This is a genomic window from Variovorax sp. Soil_C_39, from assembly GCF_057656815.1.
In genome coordinates, this window is sequence record NZ_JBDGJQ010000005.1 from 244,281 (window position 1) to 258,554 (window position 14,274).

The 14,274-nt window shown below is 66.4% G+C and carries 13 protein-coding genes; 3 read left to right on the forward strand and 10 right to left on the reverse strand.

All coding sequences use genetic code 11. The features are described 5' to 3' along the window. Nucleotides 1–37: 37 nt before the first annotated feature. Genes AC3A6J_RS15435 through AC3A6J_RS15460 form a run of 6 tightly spaced genes read right to left on the reverse strand, consistent with a single transcriptional unit; the run spans nt 38 to nt 7,625 of the window. Nucleotides 38–4,201, reverse strand: a complete 4,164-nt coding sequence (locus AC3A6J_RS15435) for a PilC/PilY family type IV pilus protein (protein WP_487860839.1) — start codon at nt 4,199–4,201, stop codon at nt 38–40. 17 nt (nt 4,202–4,218) lie between these two features. Beyond that, on the reverse strand, nt 4,219–4,848 hold the full coding sequence (locus tag AC3A6J_RS15440) for a pilus assembly PilX family protein (RefSeq protein ID WP_487860840.1): 630 nt from the start codon (nt 4,846–4,848) through the stop codon (nt 4,219–4,221). After that, complete coding sequence (locus tag AC3A6J_RS15445) at nt 4,845–6,056, reverse strand: PilW family protein (protein ID WP_487860841.1); 1,212 nt, start codon at nt 6,054–6,056, stop codon at nt 4,845–4,847. Before AC3A6J_RS15445 ends, AC3A6J_RS15440 begins: the two co-directional genes overlap by 4 nt. Further along, complete coding sequence (locus AC3A6J_RS15450) at nt 6,053–6,460, reverse strand: type IV pilus modification PilV family protein (RefSeq protein WP_487860842.1); 408 nt, start codon at nt 6,458–6,460, stop codon at nt 6,053–6,055. Before AC3A6J_RS15450 ends, AC3A6J_RS15445 begins: the two co-directional genes overlap by 4 nt. Then, nucleotides 6,457–7,074, reverse strand: coding sequence for a pilus assembly FimT family protein (locus tag AC3A6J_RS15455; RefSeq protein ID WP_487860843.1), 618 nt, complete (start codon nt 7,072–7,074; stop codon nt 6,457–6,459). Before AC3A6J_RS15455 ends, AC3A6J_RS15450 begins: the two co-directional genes overlap by 4 nt. Continuing rightward, on the reverse strand, nt 7,068–7,625 hold the full coding sequence (locus AC3A6J_RS15460; RefSeq protein WP_487860844.1) for a type IV pilin protein: 558 nt from the start codon (nt 7,623–7,625) through the stop codon (nt 7,068–7,070). The genes AC3A6J_RS15455 and AC3A6J_RS15460 overlap by 7 nt, the downstream gene beginning before the upstream one ends. 86 nt (nt 7,626–7,711) lie before the next feature. Between AC3A6J_RS15460 and AC3A6J_RS15465 the strand changes: the two genes are divergently transcribed. Beyond that, nucleotides 7,712–9,451, forward strand: a complete 1,740-nt coding sequence (locus AC3A6J_RS15465) for a PglL family O-oligosaccharyltransferase (RefSeq protein WP_487860845.1) — start codon at nt 7,712–7,714, stop codon at nt 9,449–9,451. Between the two features lie 12 nt (nt 9,452–9,463). On the opposite strand, the gene moaC is transcribed toward AC3A6J_RS15465, so the two are convergent. Further along, on the reverse strand, nt 9,464–9,949 hold the full coding sequence (gene moaC, locus AC3A6J_RS15470) for a cyclic pyranopterin monophosphate synthase MoaC (RefSeq protein ID WP_487860846.1): 486 nt from the start codon (nt 9,947–9,949) through the stop codon (nt 9,464–9,466). Nucleotides 9,950–10,004: 55 nt separating this feature from the next. On the opposite strand from moaC, the gene AC3A6J_RS15475 reads away from it, so the two are divergent. Beyond that, the gene (locus tag AC3A6J_RS15475) at nt 10,005–11,579 is read left to right on the forward strand and encodes a M48 family metalloprotease (RefSeq protein WP_487860847.1); all 1,575 of its coding nucleotides are present in this window, start codon (nt 10,005–10,007) and stop codon (nt 11,577–11,579) included. Nucleotides 11,580–11,588: 9 nt separating this feature from the next. Here the strand turns inward: AC3A6J_RS15475 and AC3A6J_RS15480 are convergent, their stop codons facing one another. The 3 genes from AC3A6J_RS15480 to AC3A6J_RS15490 form a co-directional block, all read right to left on the reverse strand. Continuing rightward, nucleotides 11,589–11,942 (reverse strand): phage holin family protein, encoded by a 354-nt coding sequence (locus tag AC3A6J_RS15480; RefSeq protein WP_487860848.1) that lies wholly within the window; start codon nt 11,940–11,942, stop codon nt 11,589–11,591. A gap of 85 nt (nt 11,943–12,027) precedes the next feature. Beyond that, nucleotides 12,028–12,492 carry a hypothetical protein gene (locus AC3A6J_RS15485; protein ID WP_487860849.1) on the reverse strand — a complete coding sequence of 155 codons (465 nt, stop codon included), beginning with the start codon at nt 12,490–12,492 and terminating at the stop codon, nt 12,028–12,030. A 70-nt stretch (nt 12,493–12,562) separates the two neighbouring features. After that, nucleotides 12,563–13,318: a TerC family protein gene (locus AC3A6J_RS15490; RefSeq protein ID WP_487860850.1), complete on the reverse strand. Its 756-nt coding sequence runs from the start codon at nt 13,316–13,318 to the stop codon at nt 12,563–12,565. Between the two features lie 485 nt (nt 13,319–13,803). On the opposite strand from AC3A6J_RS15490, the gene AC3A6J_RS15495 reads away from it, so the two are divergent. Then, on the forward strand, nt 13,804–14,268 hold the full coding sequence (locus AC3A6J_RS15495) for a DUF3717 domain-containing protein (protein ID WP_487860851.1): 465 nt from the start codon (nt 13,804–13,806) through the stop codon (nt 14,266–14,268). Nucleotides 14,269–14,274 lie beyond the last annotated feature (6 nt).

The window sequence follows — 14,274 nt, forward strand, 5'->3', positions numbered from 1 at the left end:
AGCGCGTTTATTAGCGCTGAAGGGGTTCCTTGGTCTCCTACTCCACAGTCGTCACTTCCCGCCAATTCAACAAGCGCAGCGACGACCCTTTGCCGAAATCGATCTTCGGGTCAGGTTTTTCGGCATTGACGTCGCCTCCCATGCCGCGAGTTTTTCCGTTTTGGTTGTAGATCTGAAGGTCGATGATGGCCGAACCATGGCTGTAATACGCCGCTCCGTTCACCAGCGCCGTGATTCCCGAGCCGAAGTTCACTGCGTAGATCCGGCTTTGACCCGATGGGCTGCATGCATTGCCCGTCGTGAGCAGGCTCGAAAACAGCACCACACCGTTGAACGAAGTCGGGTTCAGCACCATGCGCCAGGCGATGGTCGTGTCTTTGCCGAGATCGTGGAACCAGCCGCGCGTGTCGCCGAAGGTGACGGGTGTTGTCTTTTCTAAGTTGGCTTTGGTGATCTCGGTCAACATGCTGCGCGTGATGGGGTAGGTGCCACCCGTCGCGAAGCTCGCCGCATTGCCATCGACGATCGCATAGAAGCTCTGCATGGCCGTCGAGCTGATGTCCACGGTATCGAGCAGTTGGCCGGTTCCGAGCAGGACGTAGCGCTTCTTGGTCTTCGGATCGATCTCGACCAAGGGCTGGGTCGTGATGGGCTGCGGATTGCCGTTGGTGTTCGCGTCGGTCAGCGTCGCGAGCTTCAGGGGCGCGGGGTAGTAGCCCGAGCTGCCTTTGGCGGCTGTCACGTCGAACCGCCAGAGTTGCCCGTTCAGGTCGCCGGCATAGATGGCATCGGCGGTGCCGTCGGTGAAGTCGGTGATGTAGGCGGTCGCCTGTGCGAGACCGTCCGACGCATTGCCGGTTTGCACTTTCTCGAGCAAGGCACCGGTCCTCGGGTTCACGAAGTAGACGTAGCCGAAGCCGTCGCCGTTGTTGTAGCCTGAGGTGAGCACCACCACCCAGCCGTATTTCTTCGTCTTCAGAACGATCGGCGTACCGAAGCTGAAGCCCAGCGTGTTGCCGACGCCTGCCGTGGCCGTGGTGAACTCCCAGAGCACCTTGGTCTTGACGGTGTCCTCGGTCAGCATGTTGGCGGGGTCGGTGATGTCGATGGCGTAGAAGCCCTTGCCGCCCTTGCCAAGTCCGCCGATCAGCAGGGTGCGCCAGTCGGCACCGCTGCCGCTCGCCGTGGTCGTGAAGGTGCCACCCGCGCTGTTGAAGTCGATGTCGAAGGCCCTGGGCGTCGCGTCGACGTAGTAGCGGTGCTCGTAGTCGGGATTGCCGAGTTGGCGCAGCCCGTCGACGGTCGGCGTGGCCGGATTGCTCGGGCCCGAGAACAGGACGCTGGGCACGTAGGCGAACTGTTCCTTGCCGGCGTTCGTGCCTTCAAGGGCACCGTTGAAGGCGTGCAGCATGCCGTCATTTGCGCCCACGTAGACCATGGTCGGCCGGCTGACGTAGGTTTTCTTGAACGCGGCGTATCCCGGATTCACGGTATTCGAGAGCGGGGCCGCGGGCGGGCCCACGGGCGTGACCTTGGCGTTCACGACGTCGCCGAGCAGCAGCGTGCGACGGCGGTAGGGCTTGGTGTCGTCGGTCGCGGTTCGTTCCTTGCTGCGGTCTCCGCGCAGGTAGTTGAGGAAGTCCGTGCTGTCGTTCCCCGCGGCCCAGGGCGTGTCGAGCGCGGACAGCTGTGCCGATGTGACGTTGCCGGCGCGGAACGGCACGCCGGCCGTGCCGTTCCAGGTCACCACCTGGCGCGCGGTGTCCCAGCCGGTGCCGGTCAGTTGATCCTCGAGCGTCTTGGCGGTGTTCCAGCGCTCGGTGGTGGTTGGAACGTCGTTCGGAAAGGTGAGCAGGCTGCCGCTCACGACGCCGGTCCATCCGTTGGAGTCGTATTGGGCCGCATAGGACGCGGCACCCGACGACGAGATCTGCGCGCCCGACAGCGAGAACGAGGTGGTGAAGGACTTGATGGCGTTGGCAATGCTGGCGAAGGCGCGGGTCAGGCCGTCCACCATGGCGTCGGGCCGCCCGGCCGTGAAGTAGTTGTCCGGCCGTGGCTGGGTCGTGCCCGAGCCGCGCGTGTCGGTGAGCATGTCGGTGCTGGTCGCCCACCAGGCCTGCGGGATGGGGCCCGTGAAGGTGTAGGGATCGAAATCCTTCAGGTCGGAGGGGATCTTGAGACCGCCGAACTTGGCGGCCAGATAGAACTGGTTGTTCGCCTGGAATGCCTGCTCGAGCACGTCGACCCAGTAGGTCTGGACCGTCTGCTTGCCGATCGTGTTGGGCTCATTGGCCACGTCAGGACGGATGTCCTTGGCGTTGGCGTCATAGGCGAGCCCGGCCATGCGCGCCGAATTGTTGCTGCAGCAATTGTTCGAGATGTTCGTTCGCGTGCCGAGGTTGTCGCCCATGCCCTGCAATTGGCCTACCTTGTTCGTCGCCGTGACCGCATTTACGGAAGCGTCGTCCCTGACCTTGGCCGGAAGATCAGGCTCGTCGGTTTTGTTCGTGTTGCCCGGCACGTTCTTGTCGCCGTGGGTGTAGATGTCACCGATGCCCAGCACGAAATTCCGTTGGCACGAATACTGGATGGGATCGTCCCAGTTCTTGATGACCGGAAAACCGTCGAGGCGCGTGGCGGTGGTGGCTTTGTCCGTGGTGTTGAGGTTGCTCCACTCCGGCACGTTGCCCAGGTTCCGGTAGTAGCGCAGCGCGGCGTAATAAAGCTCGCTGACCGGGTCGTTCGACTTGTAGTTGCCCGGCACCAGCTGGCCGAACTTGTTCAAGTAGTTGATCACGCCGCTGTCGCTGATCGTCACACCGTTGGCGTTGGTGTCGGAGGCGTCCTCGGAATCAGGGTTGGGGACGAAGACCCCGTTCTCGTCCCACTCCCTCAGCAGGTTGGTGACGTCCGGAACCCCAGGCTCCGGCTTCGTCGGACCGACGAATTTCTGACGCGCCCGCAACACGGCGCCATCGCGCCCATTGCCGGTTTCGTTGAGGTAGCCGAAGGCGCTGAAGCGCATCCTTCGCGCGTACTGCTGGATCAGGCCCTCGGGCTTCCAGCCGGATGCGTACTGCTTGCAATTGCTTTCCACGCCACCCGGAGCGGTCGGCACGCACACCCGGTTGCGCATCGTGTAATCCTTGGAACCCGCCGCGCTGACATTGCTGGTGAAGATGCTGAAGGCATCGTCGCCTGGCTTCTTCCACCAGAACTGCAGCGTTGCATCGCCACTGTTCTCGTAGTACTCGATCTTGACGTCGAAGCTCTGCCCCGCGGTCAGGGTCACCGTCGTGTCGTAGCTGGTCGCACCCTGGTCGATCCACTTGTCGATCTTGAGAACGTCCGAGATCCACAGGCGCACGCCATCGTCCGCTCGGACGCGGAACGTGTAGGTGCCGGCGACCGGCGCGGTGAAGGCGCCCGTGTACCGTGCCGTGAAGTTGTTCGCGCCCACGTCGGATACAGGCTCTTTCGTGCCCCACGTGTGGTCGGCGGTGTCCGCAGCCACAGTTGCTGTCGGCTTGCCGGAGAAGCCCTTGTTGGCGTTCTTGTAGTACTCGCCCTTCAGCGCCCCGCCAGTGGTTGTGACGCGCATCGCATAGGCAAGGCCATTGACTGCGACGGAAAGGCTGGTCGCGGAAATGAAGGGGGTTGCGCCGGCGATCTCGGCCACAGGCAAGGTGCGGTCGGGAAAGAGGCCCTGACCCGAGTGGTAGCCTTTTTCGAGGATGGTCTCGCTGGGCGTGTCCACCACGCGTCGGCCGCCGGTCATCGCCCATCGGAACGGATCGATGGTCGCGGTCGCGGCCCAGTTCAGGAAATTGCCGCTCCAGGTGCCGGTGACCGCATTGCACTTGCGCCCCGTGGCGACGCCCGTCGGGTTGAAGTAGCTCTTGTCGCCGGTGTTGGTTTCGTTGCGCGTGGCGTCGGTGACGTAGCTGTAGCACTTGTTGGGATCGAAATAGCCCAGGAAGGTGCTGGCGCTGGAATAGTTTGCCGTGTGCGCGGTGCGCGAGGCGGTCGGCCATTCCACCGACAGTGCCAGCGCCAAATTGCCGGGCACGTTCGAGGTCGAGAACACCGGCTGGTTCGCCAGGCTGGCTGCATGGACGGCGCCGCCCAGGCCCAGCAGGCATGCAGCGGCGGCGAAGGCCCGGGTCAGGCAAGGCACAGGAGCGGACGATGAGTTCATGGCAAGTGCGCGATGCGTCATTCGGGATTTCGGAAAGAGGTCTGCAGGAACACCTGCGTGTCGCGTGGGCCATCCACCCGGATGCTCAGCCGGTAGACGACGGCCTTGGGTGGCGCCGGGCGCCCGGACTCCTGCACGCTGCCGCCGCGCACATCGTTGCTCGCGGGCGCATACACGCAGTTGGCCTTGCCCGGCACGCCGACGTCGTTGCAGAGGCGGTCGATGACGTAGCGCACGCGGACCTGATCCTTGCGCGCGGCATCCTGGATGTCGTTCGCCGTGCTCGCCACCACGTTGAATGCATCGTCGCTGCCGAGCAGCACGGTCGGGATGCCGCGCCCGTTCGACGGCAGTTCCTTCGCGCTGTAGTTGAACGCCTTCGCACTGGCATGGTTGGCCGTGTCGGCAGAGAGCGCACCGCCGGTGTCTTTGTCGAACAGCGCCAGCACCTTGGCCGCGGCCTGTTCGCCCTGGTTGACCAGGTCGCGCTTGAACGCCAGGTTGCCGGCGCTCGACAGCGAGGTGTTCATCGATCGCACCACGGCCACGCCGCCGGCGAGAAGCACCACCAGCACGATCAGGCACAACAGGAGCACGACGCCGCGTTGCTCTGCGCGGTGGGGATGCCGGGAAGGACGAAGGATCATGATCTGGACAGCAGCAGCATGTTGCGCAGCGGGACGGTGAATTCGACGACGCGGTACCGGTACTTGCGCCGGCCGTCTCCGGCCGGAAACGCGACCGCGTCGCGGGCCACGTCCGTGTCGGCAAAGATCTCGGGAATGCCGAAGCTGACGTCGTCCTTCTCGGCAATGCTGCTGCGCAGGATCACCGCAACACGCACGGCCGCGATCTTCTTTGCCGCCTTGGCAAGGTCTTCGGGCGTCTTCCCCGTATTGGCCATCAAGCCGGCCAGGTCGTAGTCCGTCGCATCGGGGGCGGCCCAGCCGTCCAACGTTCCGTTCTCGTCCGTGTCGATGCCGTAGATCGCGTGCATCTCCATGACGCCATCGGCGAGAGCCTGCGACTCGTCATTGCCGTTGATCCGCAGCAGGTCGTGGCTCATCAGCGTGCGGTCGCTGTTCACCCCGAACAGCGTGAACTGGATGTTGCCGCCGGCGTCCGCGATGTTGCCCAGCATGGTGAGATTCGCCGAGCCGCCGATCACCAGGTCGGACAGGGTGGTTCCTGCGCCCGCTGTGTAGTAGTCGCCCTTCAGCGTCAGCAGTTCGTTGGCCGCGGCATCGGCGAAGGCGGGGTCGACCTGCTCGACCAGGCAGTCGGCGACGTCGGGATTGCTGACCAGCGCCACGTCTCGTGCCTTGATGCGCACCGTGTTGTCGAGGCGCAGGATGTCCGCGCTCGCACCGAGAGAAATGATCTGACGCGGCACGTCGCCCGCCGCCGCGTCGCTGCCCATCACCATCAGCACGTCCGAGACGCCGTCGGGCGACTGGCCCTTGCCGATCACCACCGGCAACACGCGAAGGTTGGCGGCGCCGGCCGCACCGCCGAGGAACTTCTCGAACGGCGCCGGAAACGCCGTGGTGCGCGGCAGGATTGCGGCGTTCTTGCGCTTGGCCTGTACCTTGCACCCGAACACGCCCAGGTTCCACGACTGGGTCAGGCCGGAGCCGGCGCTTCGCAGGGCGCGATCGAGCACGTGGGCCGCATAGGCGCCCGTCTGCCCCATGTCGTTGACCGCGGTGGTGGTGCGCTTGGTCGATTCGCCGAAGATGACGGCGCTGGTGACGGCCAGTGTCACCACGAGCCCGATGGCCATGGCGACCAGCAGTTCGACCAGCGTCAGGCCGCGCGCGTGCCGGGCCCCCAAAGTGTGCAGCTTGTAGCTCATGGCGGCAGGACGACGATGCGCGTCGTGAGTTGGCTGTCGGTGTCGTGCGAGGGCGCGCGCCATTTGATGGTCACGTTGGCCGCAATGCCGTCGACCTCCACCTCGCCGACGCCGGCGGGCAGGCCGCCGGTCGTCGGCTCGGCCACGCGCTCTTTCCATTGGTCGAGCTTTTCGGCCGGAAGGGTCGCCGATCCATGGAGCACCATCTGGGCGGCCACCTCGTTGGCAAGCAACGCCGCGCGGTTGCGGTCTTCGGCATCGTTCGAAAAGCCAATGGCGCGCGCCTGCAGGCCGATGAGGCCCAGCAAGCCGAGCGAAAACAACAGCACCGAAACAAGTATTTCGAGCAGCGCCACGCCGGCTTGCGCACGGCGGGGAAGAGGGCGCGGCTTTCTCTTGTTCATGACTGGCAACCGTCCGGATGGCTGTCCGAAAGAGTCTTGGCGGGATCGCAGAGGCGCACCTGGCCGCCCAATGCCACCGTGACCTTCAACTGGCGATCGCCTTCGACCTCGTCGCTCATGCGAACGGTGAAGGCATGCACCGGAGGCGTTCCGGACGGGAGCTCGCACTCCGCATCGGTCACACCGGGGCTGGCGTTCTCAGCCAGGCGGCCGATCGAACTGAAGCAGAGCGCCATGGGCCCGTCGATCACCACACCCGAGCCGACATCACGCAGGATGCCGGCTTCGATGAAAGCGCTGCCCCCCCCAGCCGCCAGTGCCACCGTGCTGATGGCCCAATTGCTTCCGTTCGCCTTGGCCGTGTAGCCGTTCGCCTTGGGCTTGTCTTCCGTCAGCGAAAAGACCACCTGGCGGCTTCGGCGCGTGGCCTCGGCCTGGGCATTCCGCAGGCCGTTCTGGAGCGAATCGGCCACCGTGCGGACCTTGTTGTTGCGCACCCAGCCGATCATCGACGGCATGGCCAGCGCACCCAGCAAGGCCAGGATCGCCACGGTGACGATCATCTCGACCAGGGTGAAGCCCCGCGCGCGCGGGAGGGCCCGCTGGTTCAGCACGCCTGCCCTTTCTTCACGATCCAGGAGGTGTCGCAAGTGCTGGTCCAGCCCGACCATCCCGAGGGCATCTTGGCCGTGGCGCGGACGTTCTGGTGGTCGATCGTGTAGATCACATCCTCGGCGGGTCCCGACCCGGTCGCCCTGAGCCTGAAGGTCGTGGCGGTGGGCGCGTCGGCGTCTGCGCAAGAGACCTCGAATTTGCCGAAGGTGCGCTTCTTGACATCGACGCCGGCATTGCAAGGCGGCAGGATGGTTGCGGAAACCTTCGCGTAGGTCCGGTTGTCCTGGTAGTAGCGTTCCATGTCGGCGCGCATGGCGGCCAGTGCGTTGGTGCCGTCGACCAGATGGCCGCGTCGCACATAGTCCTGGTAGCTGGGGATCGCGATGGCGGCAAGGATCCCGATGATCGCGACCGTGATCATCACTTCGATCAAGGTGAAACCTTGTAGATGCTTCATGCGCGGGTGCGAAATAGGGTGGTTCATGGCAGATCTTTCGCGCTCGGGCATGCGCCGAAGCGCCCAAGACACAGTTGGGTGACGTTCGTCCAAGAATGTCTCCAAATGTTTCTTTTTGCAAAACCGCTCGTCTCCCGCTCACAGCCATTCGTCGGCCGCTCGTCGGCACAATCGGCCGAATGACTTCCCGCGCAGCCACGTCCGTCGAGGCCGTCGCTCTTTCTCCGAACGTTGTCCTCGGCCTCCGTGCCGGGCTGGTGGCGTTTCCCTTCCTCTGCCCGCTGGTCGCGGGCCCTTCGGTCCAGGCCTGGCAACTCCTCGCCACCTGGCTCTGCGTCGCGGCGATGCTGTTCGCGATGCCGGCCGGCCTGCCGGCGCGCCGTGTCCGGGCTTGGTTGGCCGCTTGCGCGGCCGCCGTCGTGCTGTCTTCCTTGTTCGTGGCCTCACCCGGCACGGCGGCGCTGTGGCTTCCGCCCGTGGTGGCGCTCGGCGGCGTGGTGGCCGCGGCCTGCGTAGGTGCCGGCATGGCGCGCGGCGGCCCGTTGATGGCGGCCGTGCTGGCCTGGGGCGTGCTGGTCGCGGGCCTGGTCAGCGCGGTGCTCGGCCTGCTGCAGTACTACGGCCTGGCCGAGCCGCTGGTGCCCTGGACCACCACGCCCGCGCTGGGGCAGGCTTACGGCAACCTGCGCCAGCGCAACCAGTTCGCCACGCTGATCAGCATGGCGCTGGTGGCGGCACTCTGGATTCATGCGACACGGCAGCAGCCATCGGCGCGGGGCGGCCGCTGGTCGGCGGCGGCCATCCTGCTGCTGCTCGTGGCCGCGGCTGCGTCGACATCGCGCACCGGCTTGCTCCAGCTGCTGTCGATCACCGGCGTGGTCTCCTGGATTGCTTGGCAGGAGCGGCGCAGGGCGAAAACAAAACCAGAAGGAAGTGCCCGCTTCGTGTTGCCGCCTTCCTGGGCCTTGCTCGCGATGATTCCGATCTACTTCGCCTTGGCCTGGCTGCTGCCGCAGCTCGCTGCTGGCGAGGTCGAAGGCATGATGCGCCGACTGCAGGAGGGCGCGCCTGGCGACCACACGCGGCTGGTGCTCTGGCGCAACGTGCTTTCGCTGATCGCCGAGCGCCCCTGGGTGGGTTGGGGCTGGGGCGAGCTTTCGTTCGCGCACTTCAGCACCTTGTACGAGGGGTCGCGATTCCCCGAGATCCTCGACAACGCGCACAACCTGCCGCTGCACCTGGCGGTCGAGCTGGGCGTGCCGGTGTCGGTGCTGGTCTGCGGTAGTTTCGCGTGGATGGTGTGGGCGGCACGGCCCTGGCGCGAGCATGATCCCGCTCGGCTCATGGCGTGGGGCATGCTGGGCGCTGTCACGCTGCACAGCCTGCTCGAATATCCGCTCTGGTATGGGCCGTTCCAGCTGGTTTTCGGGCTCTGCCTCGGCCTGCTGTGGCCAGCGTCGCCCGCCGGAAAGCCGCGCGCCAAGCCGCGGTGGCTTGCGCCGCCGGTGCCGGCTTCGACCGCCGCGGCCGTGCTGCTGGCGGTGGTCGGCTACGCCGGCTGGGACTACATCCGCATCAGCCAGATCTACCTGCCGCGCGACGAGCGCCTGCCGGCTTACGAAGACGACACGCTCGCCAAGGCGCGGCGATCCTGGCTGTTCGCGCGGCAAGCGGGCTTCGCCGGGCTGACACTCACGGCCGTGACGCCGGCCAACGCCGCCGCCGTGCACGCGCTGGCCGAGCGGACGATGCACTTTTCGCCCGAGCCACGCGTGATCGTCAAGCTGATCGAGAGCGCCGAACTGCTCGGCCGGCACGCCGAGGCGCGCGCCCAGGCCGAACGCTTCCGCATCGCCTTTCCGGGCGAATACGAGCGCTGGCTACGGGGCGAAGCCACTGACCGCCGCGGCGCGCCGTAGCGCCCAAAGCTGTCAGCCGGCCACGTAGCTCCCCGACTTGCCGCCGTGCTTCTCGCGCACATGCACGTCGGTGATCCGCATCCCCCGGTCCACGGCCTTGCACATGTCGTAGATGGTGAGCAGCGCCACCTGCACGGCGGTCAGGGCTTCCATCTCGACACCGGTCGGGCCCACGGTCTCCACCGTGGCGGTGCAGGTCACTTGCGGTGCCTGGCCCGTCTCGGCCAGCGTGAACGCGAGCGCGACGCGCGTGAGCGCCAACGGGTGGCACAGCGGGATCAGGTCGCTGGTCTTCTTGGCCGCCTGGATGCCGGCGATGCGCGCGATGCCGAGCACGTCGCCCTTCTTCGCGGTGCCCGTCTGGATCAGGGCCAGCGTGGCGGGCTGCATCTCGATGCGGCCGGTCGCCACGGCCACGCGGTGCGTGGCGGGCTTGGCCGCAATGTCAACCATGTGGGCCTGGCCCTGCGCGTCAAAATGGGTGAGGGAACTACTCATGGGGTGAACATTCCGTGGGGAGATGCATCATACGAGCCCGAGCCATCGACGAGGAATGCCGCGCTTGACGACCACTTCTGCCAAGACTACGAGACCCTCTTCTGCCGTGCCTGTGCTGCGGTCGCTCTGTGCGGCCGTGCTGATCGCGTCGCAGGTGCTGCTGCCGGTGCCGGCCCGGGCGCAGCTGCAGGTGCTGCCGGGCCTGGGCGATGGCGGCGAGATGACCGCCAGTGCCGAACGCCAGCTTGGCGACCAGATTGCGCGCGAGCTCTATCGCGACACCGACTACGTCGACGATCCGGTGGTCGGCGCCTACGTGCGAGAGATCTGGCAGCGCCTGCTAGCGGCAGCGCGCCAGCGCGGCGAGCTCACGCCCGAGCTCGACGAGCGCTTTGCCTGGGTGGTGCTGCTCGGGCGCGACCGCAACATCAATGCCTTTGCGCTGCCGGGCGGCTACCTCGGCCTGAACATGGGCCTGATCGCCGCGGTGGGCAGCCGCGACGAACTGGCGACGGTGCTCGGCCACGAGCTGTCGCACGTCACGCAACGCCACATCTCGCGCATGATGAATCAGCAGGGCAAGCAGATGCCGCTGATGATCGCGGGCCTGATCCTCGGCATGATCGCGGCCAGCAAGAGCCGCAATGCCGATGCGGGGCAGGCCGTCATCATGGGCAGCCAGGCGCTCTTCATGCAGAACCAGCTGAGCTTCTCGCGCGACATGGAGCGCGAGGCCGACCGCGTGGGCTTCGGCGTGATGACGCAGGCCGGCTTCGCGCCGCAGGGGGCGGCCACCATGTTCGAGAAGCTGCAGTACGCCTCGCGGCTCAACGACAACGGCTCGTACCCGTACCTGCGCAGCCATCCGCTCAATTCCGAGCGCATTTCCGACATGCAGGGGCGCTTCCAGTTCCGCATGGATGCAGTCGAGCCCTTGCCGCTCGCCATGGACCACGCGATGGTGGCCGCGCGCGCCCGCGCGCTCACGCGGCCGGGCGTCGATGTGCTGCGGCTCTGGATCGATGCGGCCGGCAGCGGCGAGTTCGCGCGCAGCAGCCCGGCCCAGCAGGCGGGCACGCTGTACGCCGCGGCCTTCGCGGCCAAGGAACTGCGCGACCACAAGGCCGCCGGTGCGTTGGCCGAGCGGCTCGCGGTGCGCACGGCCGACGACGCTTCCGCCGCCAAGCTGGCCCGCTGGCTGCAAGCCGAGATCGCATTGGCGTCCGGCGATGCGCCGCGCGCCGCTGGCCTGCTCGATGTCAAGTCGAAAGAGCGGCCCGAGATGCTGCTCGCGGCCGATGCCGCCGTGGCAACGCGCCAGCCCGCGCCGCTGGTGCCGGTGCTGCGCGACTGGGTGGCCGCGAACCCGCGCGACGCGACGGCGTGGCGCGCGCTGGCCAGCCTGTACGGCGCGCAGAACGACACGGTGCGCGCCGTGCGTGCTGAGGCCGAGGCCAACGTGGCGATCCTCGACTATCCGGCGGCGCGCGACCGCCTCAAGGCGGCGCAGGAACTCATGCGCCGGCCGGGCACGCCCGTCGATCACTACGAGGCCTCGATCATCGACAGCCGCGCGCGGGCGGTCGACGTGCTGGTGAAGCGGCAGGCGGAAGAGCCGCCGCTCAGGTAGCGCGGTGGCTCAGCGTTTCGAGAGCAGGCCGCCGAGCGCGGCCTCGATGAGGAGGCCCAGCAGCGAATAGATCAGCGAGCCGATCAGTGCCGCCAGGAAGCCATTGACCTGGAAGCCGCCGAGCAGCCCCGAGGCGGCCCAGAACAGCAGCGCATTGATCACGAACAGGAACAGCCCGAGCGTGACGATCGTGACCGGCAGCGTCAGCACCACCAGCACGGGCCTGACGACCATGTTGAGCAAGCCGACGATGGCGGCCGCGATCAGTGCCACCCCGAAGTTGTTGATCTGGACGCCGGGATAGATGTAGGCCACCGCGAGCAGCGCCACGGCACTGAGCAGCCATTTGATGATGATGCGCATGGCCGCAGGATAACCCAGGCACCCTGAAAAACAACGAGCCCCGGGGCGTTGCCGCACCGGGGCTCGTCGGGGAAGCGCCGCGCGCCTATTCGGCCAGTTCGTTGGCCAGCACCAGCAGCGTGCCCATGCCCATCACGGCACCCGGGAAGGTCCAGCCCGACTGGCGCCGCGGCGCCTGGTCGGGCGTGATCGGCTCGAGGTCGACGCCGATCTTGGGACGCCGGGCGTCGACGACGTGCGTGGCGGCATGCTCGCGCTTCAGCTGCTGCGTGAGCTCGGTGAGCGGCCCCTTGGCGAGCACCGGCGTGACCTGCCCGCCATTGCGCTCGAGCAGCGGTAGCAACTGAGCCTGCACCTTGCTGAACCACTTGGCGCGCCAGTTCTCACGCGCGCTATGGCTCACCCATTTGCTGATGCGGTGTGTCATGCGGGGTGCGCAGGCAACGAGCACCCAATGCCGGGCCACCACGCTGTCCGCGTCCGGAGCGAGTTCGGCGAACTGCTCTGCGGCGTAGCCGGCGTCGTCGACATAGAGAATGATCTTTTCCACGGTCCGCTCCTCGGTGGGATGGTGAGGGTGGCAGAGGCTGCCCGCTGGGCGAGTGCGGCCTCTGCGGCGATCAGCTGCCGGTGCTGGTGGCGGTTTCGGCAGGAGGATGCCGGCGCGCCTGGCGCATGGCCACCCACTTGCCGATGACCAGCACCAGCAGCGCACCGAAGATGCCCGCGCCGTAGCGGATCAGGTCGGTCTGCGGCACCTTCGGCACCCAGGTCCAGGCAGCGGTGTTCGCCAGGGCGGGGTCGGACACGGCCATCGTGCCGGCAATCCAGCCCAGCAGCATGCCGCCGAGCGTGATGATCATCGGGAAGCGGTCCATCAGCTTGATGACCAGCTGGCTGCCCCAGACGATGATCGGGATGCTCACGAGCAGGCCGAAGATCACGAGCGGCATCTGATGTGCTTCGCCGGCGCCCTGTGCGGCACCCGCAATGGCGATCACGTTGTCCACGCTCATCACGAGGTCGGCAATGATCACGGTCTTGACCGCACCCCAGAGCTTGTCGCTGGCGGCGATGTTGCCGTGCGCATCGTCATGGTCGGGCGCAAGCAGCTTCACGCCGATCCACAGCAGCAGCACGGCACCGGCCAGCTTCAGGAACGGAATGGCCAGCAGCGTGAGCGCAAAGAAGATCAGGATGACCCGCAGCACGATGGCGCCTGCCGTGCCCCACAGGATGCCCTTCGTGCGCTGGGCGGGTGGCAGCTTGCGGCATGCCAGGGCGATGACGACGGCGTTGTCGCCGCCGAGCAGGATGTCGATCATGATGATCTGACCGACCGCGACCCAGAATTCCGGGGTCATGAACTGTTCCATAGATTCCTCTTGTCTTCGTGCGTGGCCGCCGATTCCGGGTGGAAGCGGCGGTCCGGCGCATGCGTTGCGTTTCGATTCATCCCGTGCAGGAAGTTCGAAGCGTGACGAAGACCGGGGTGACGACCGGGAGTCAGGAACGCTTCGACCAAACCTGCGCAGGTTCAAATCGAAGGTCTTGCTCGACGGCACGCACCCCAAAGCAAGGCACGCGTCGCCCGACAGGCCGGAAGTGTTGTGCTTCGTATTGACGACCTGTCGATTCCCGCCATCGTGAATGGCAGTCGGGAGCTACTCCCCTTCGTGCGCGAATTAGATCATCGCGGCCCCCGATCTGGCAACCGAAAGTTTTCGGCAGTTTTGCACGGCTGGCTGGAAAGCCTTGTTAAATCTGCCTTGTGAGCTATCGAATTCATAGCACTGATTAACCTCCGGCGGCCCTCGGGAATTGCGGGACTATGATCGCCGCTCGCTGTTTCTTCTCTCCCATGGCCGCCATTCACATCACCGACATCGAGGCCGCCATCAACCATTGGCGCGCCAAAAGTCCCTCGCCTGACGGCATCACCCTGGCGCCGGAATTGCGCGCACTCGCCGAGGTCTACGCCCTCATGGTGTTCCACCACGAGGACGAGGTCGCCGAAGCCGGTTTCCCCGCCGAGGCCTGGGCCGCCTGGCTCGACTGGTACCACAGCACCCCCGACACGCCCTGCATCGCGATCTGCTCCACCAGCCAGGGCGACGACGAATGCAAGGGCTGCGGCCGCAGCTTCGACGAGGTGCAGCACTGGCCCGCGATGACGCCGGCCGAAAAGCGCGTCACCTGGCGCCGTATCACCATGGAAGATTCGGCATGGCGCTTCAACCGCTATGCGGAACGTGCGCGCGAGGCCGAGCCGCCGCAGTGGCCCGACGACCCGGCCGAGCCGCTCGGCCCGGACGACACCCCCTGAAAGGCC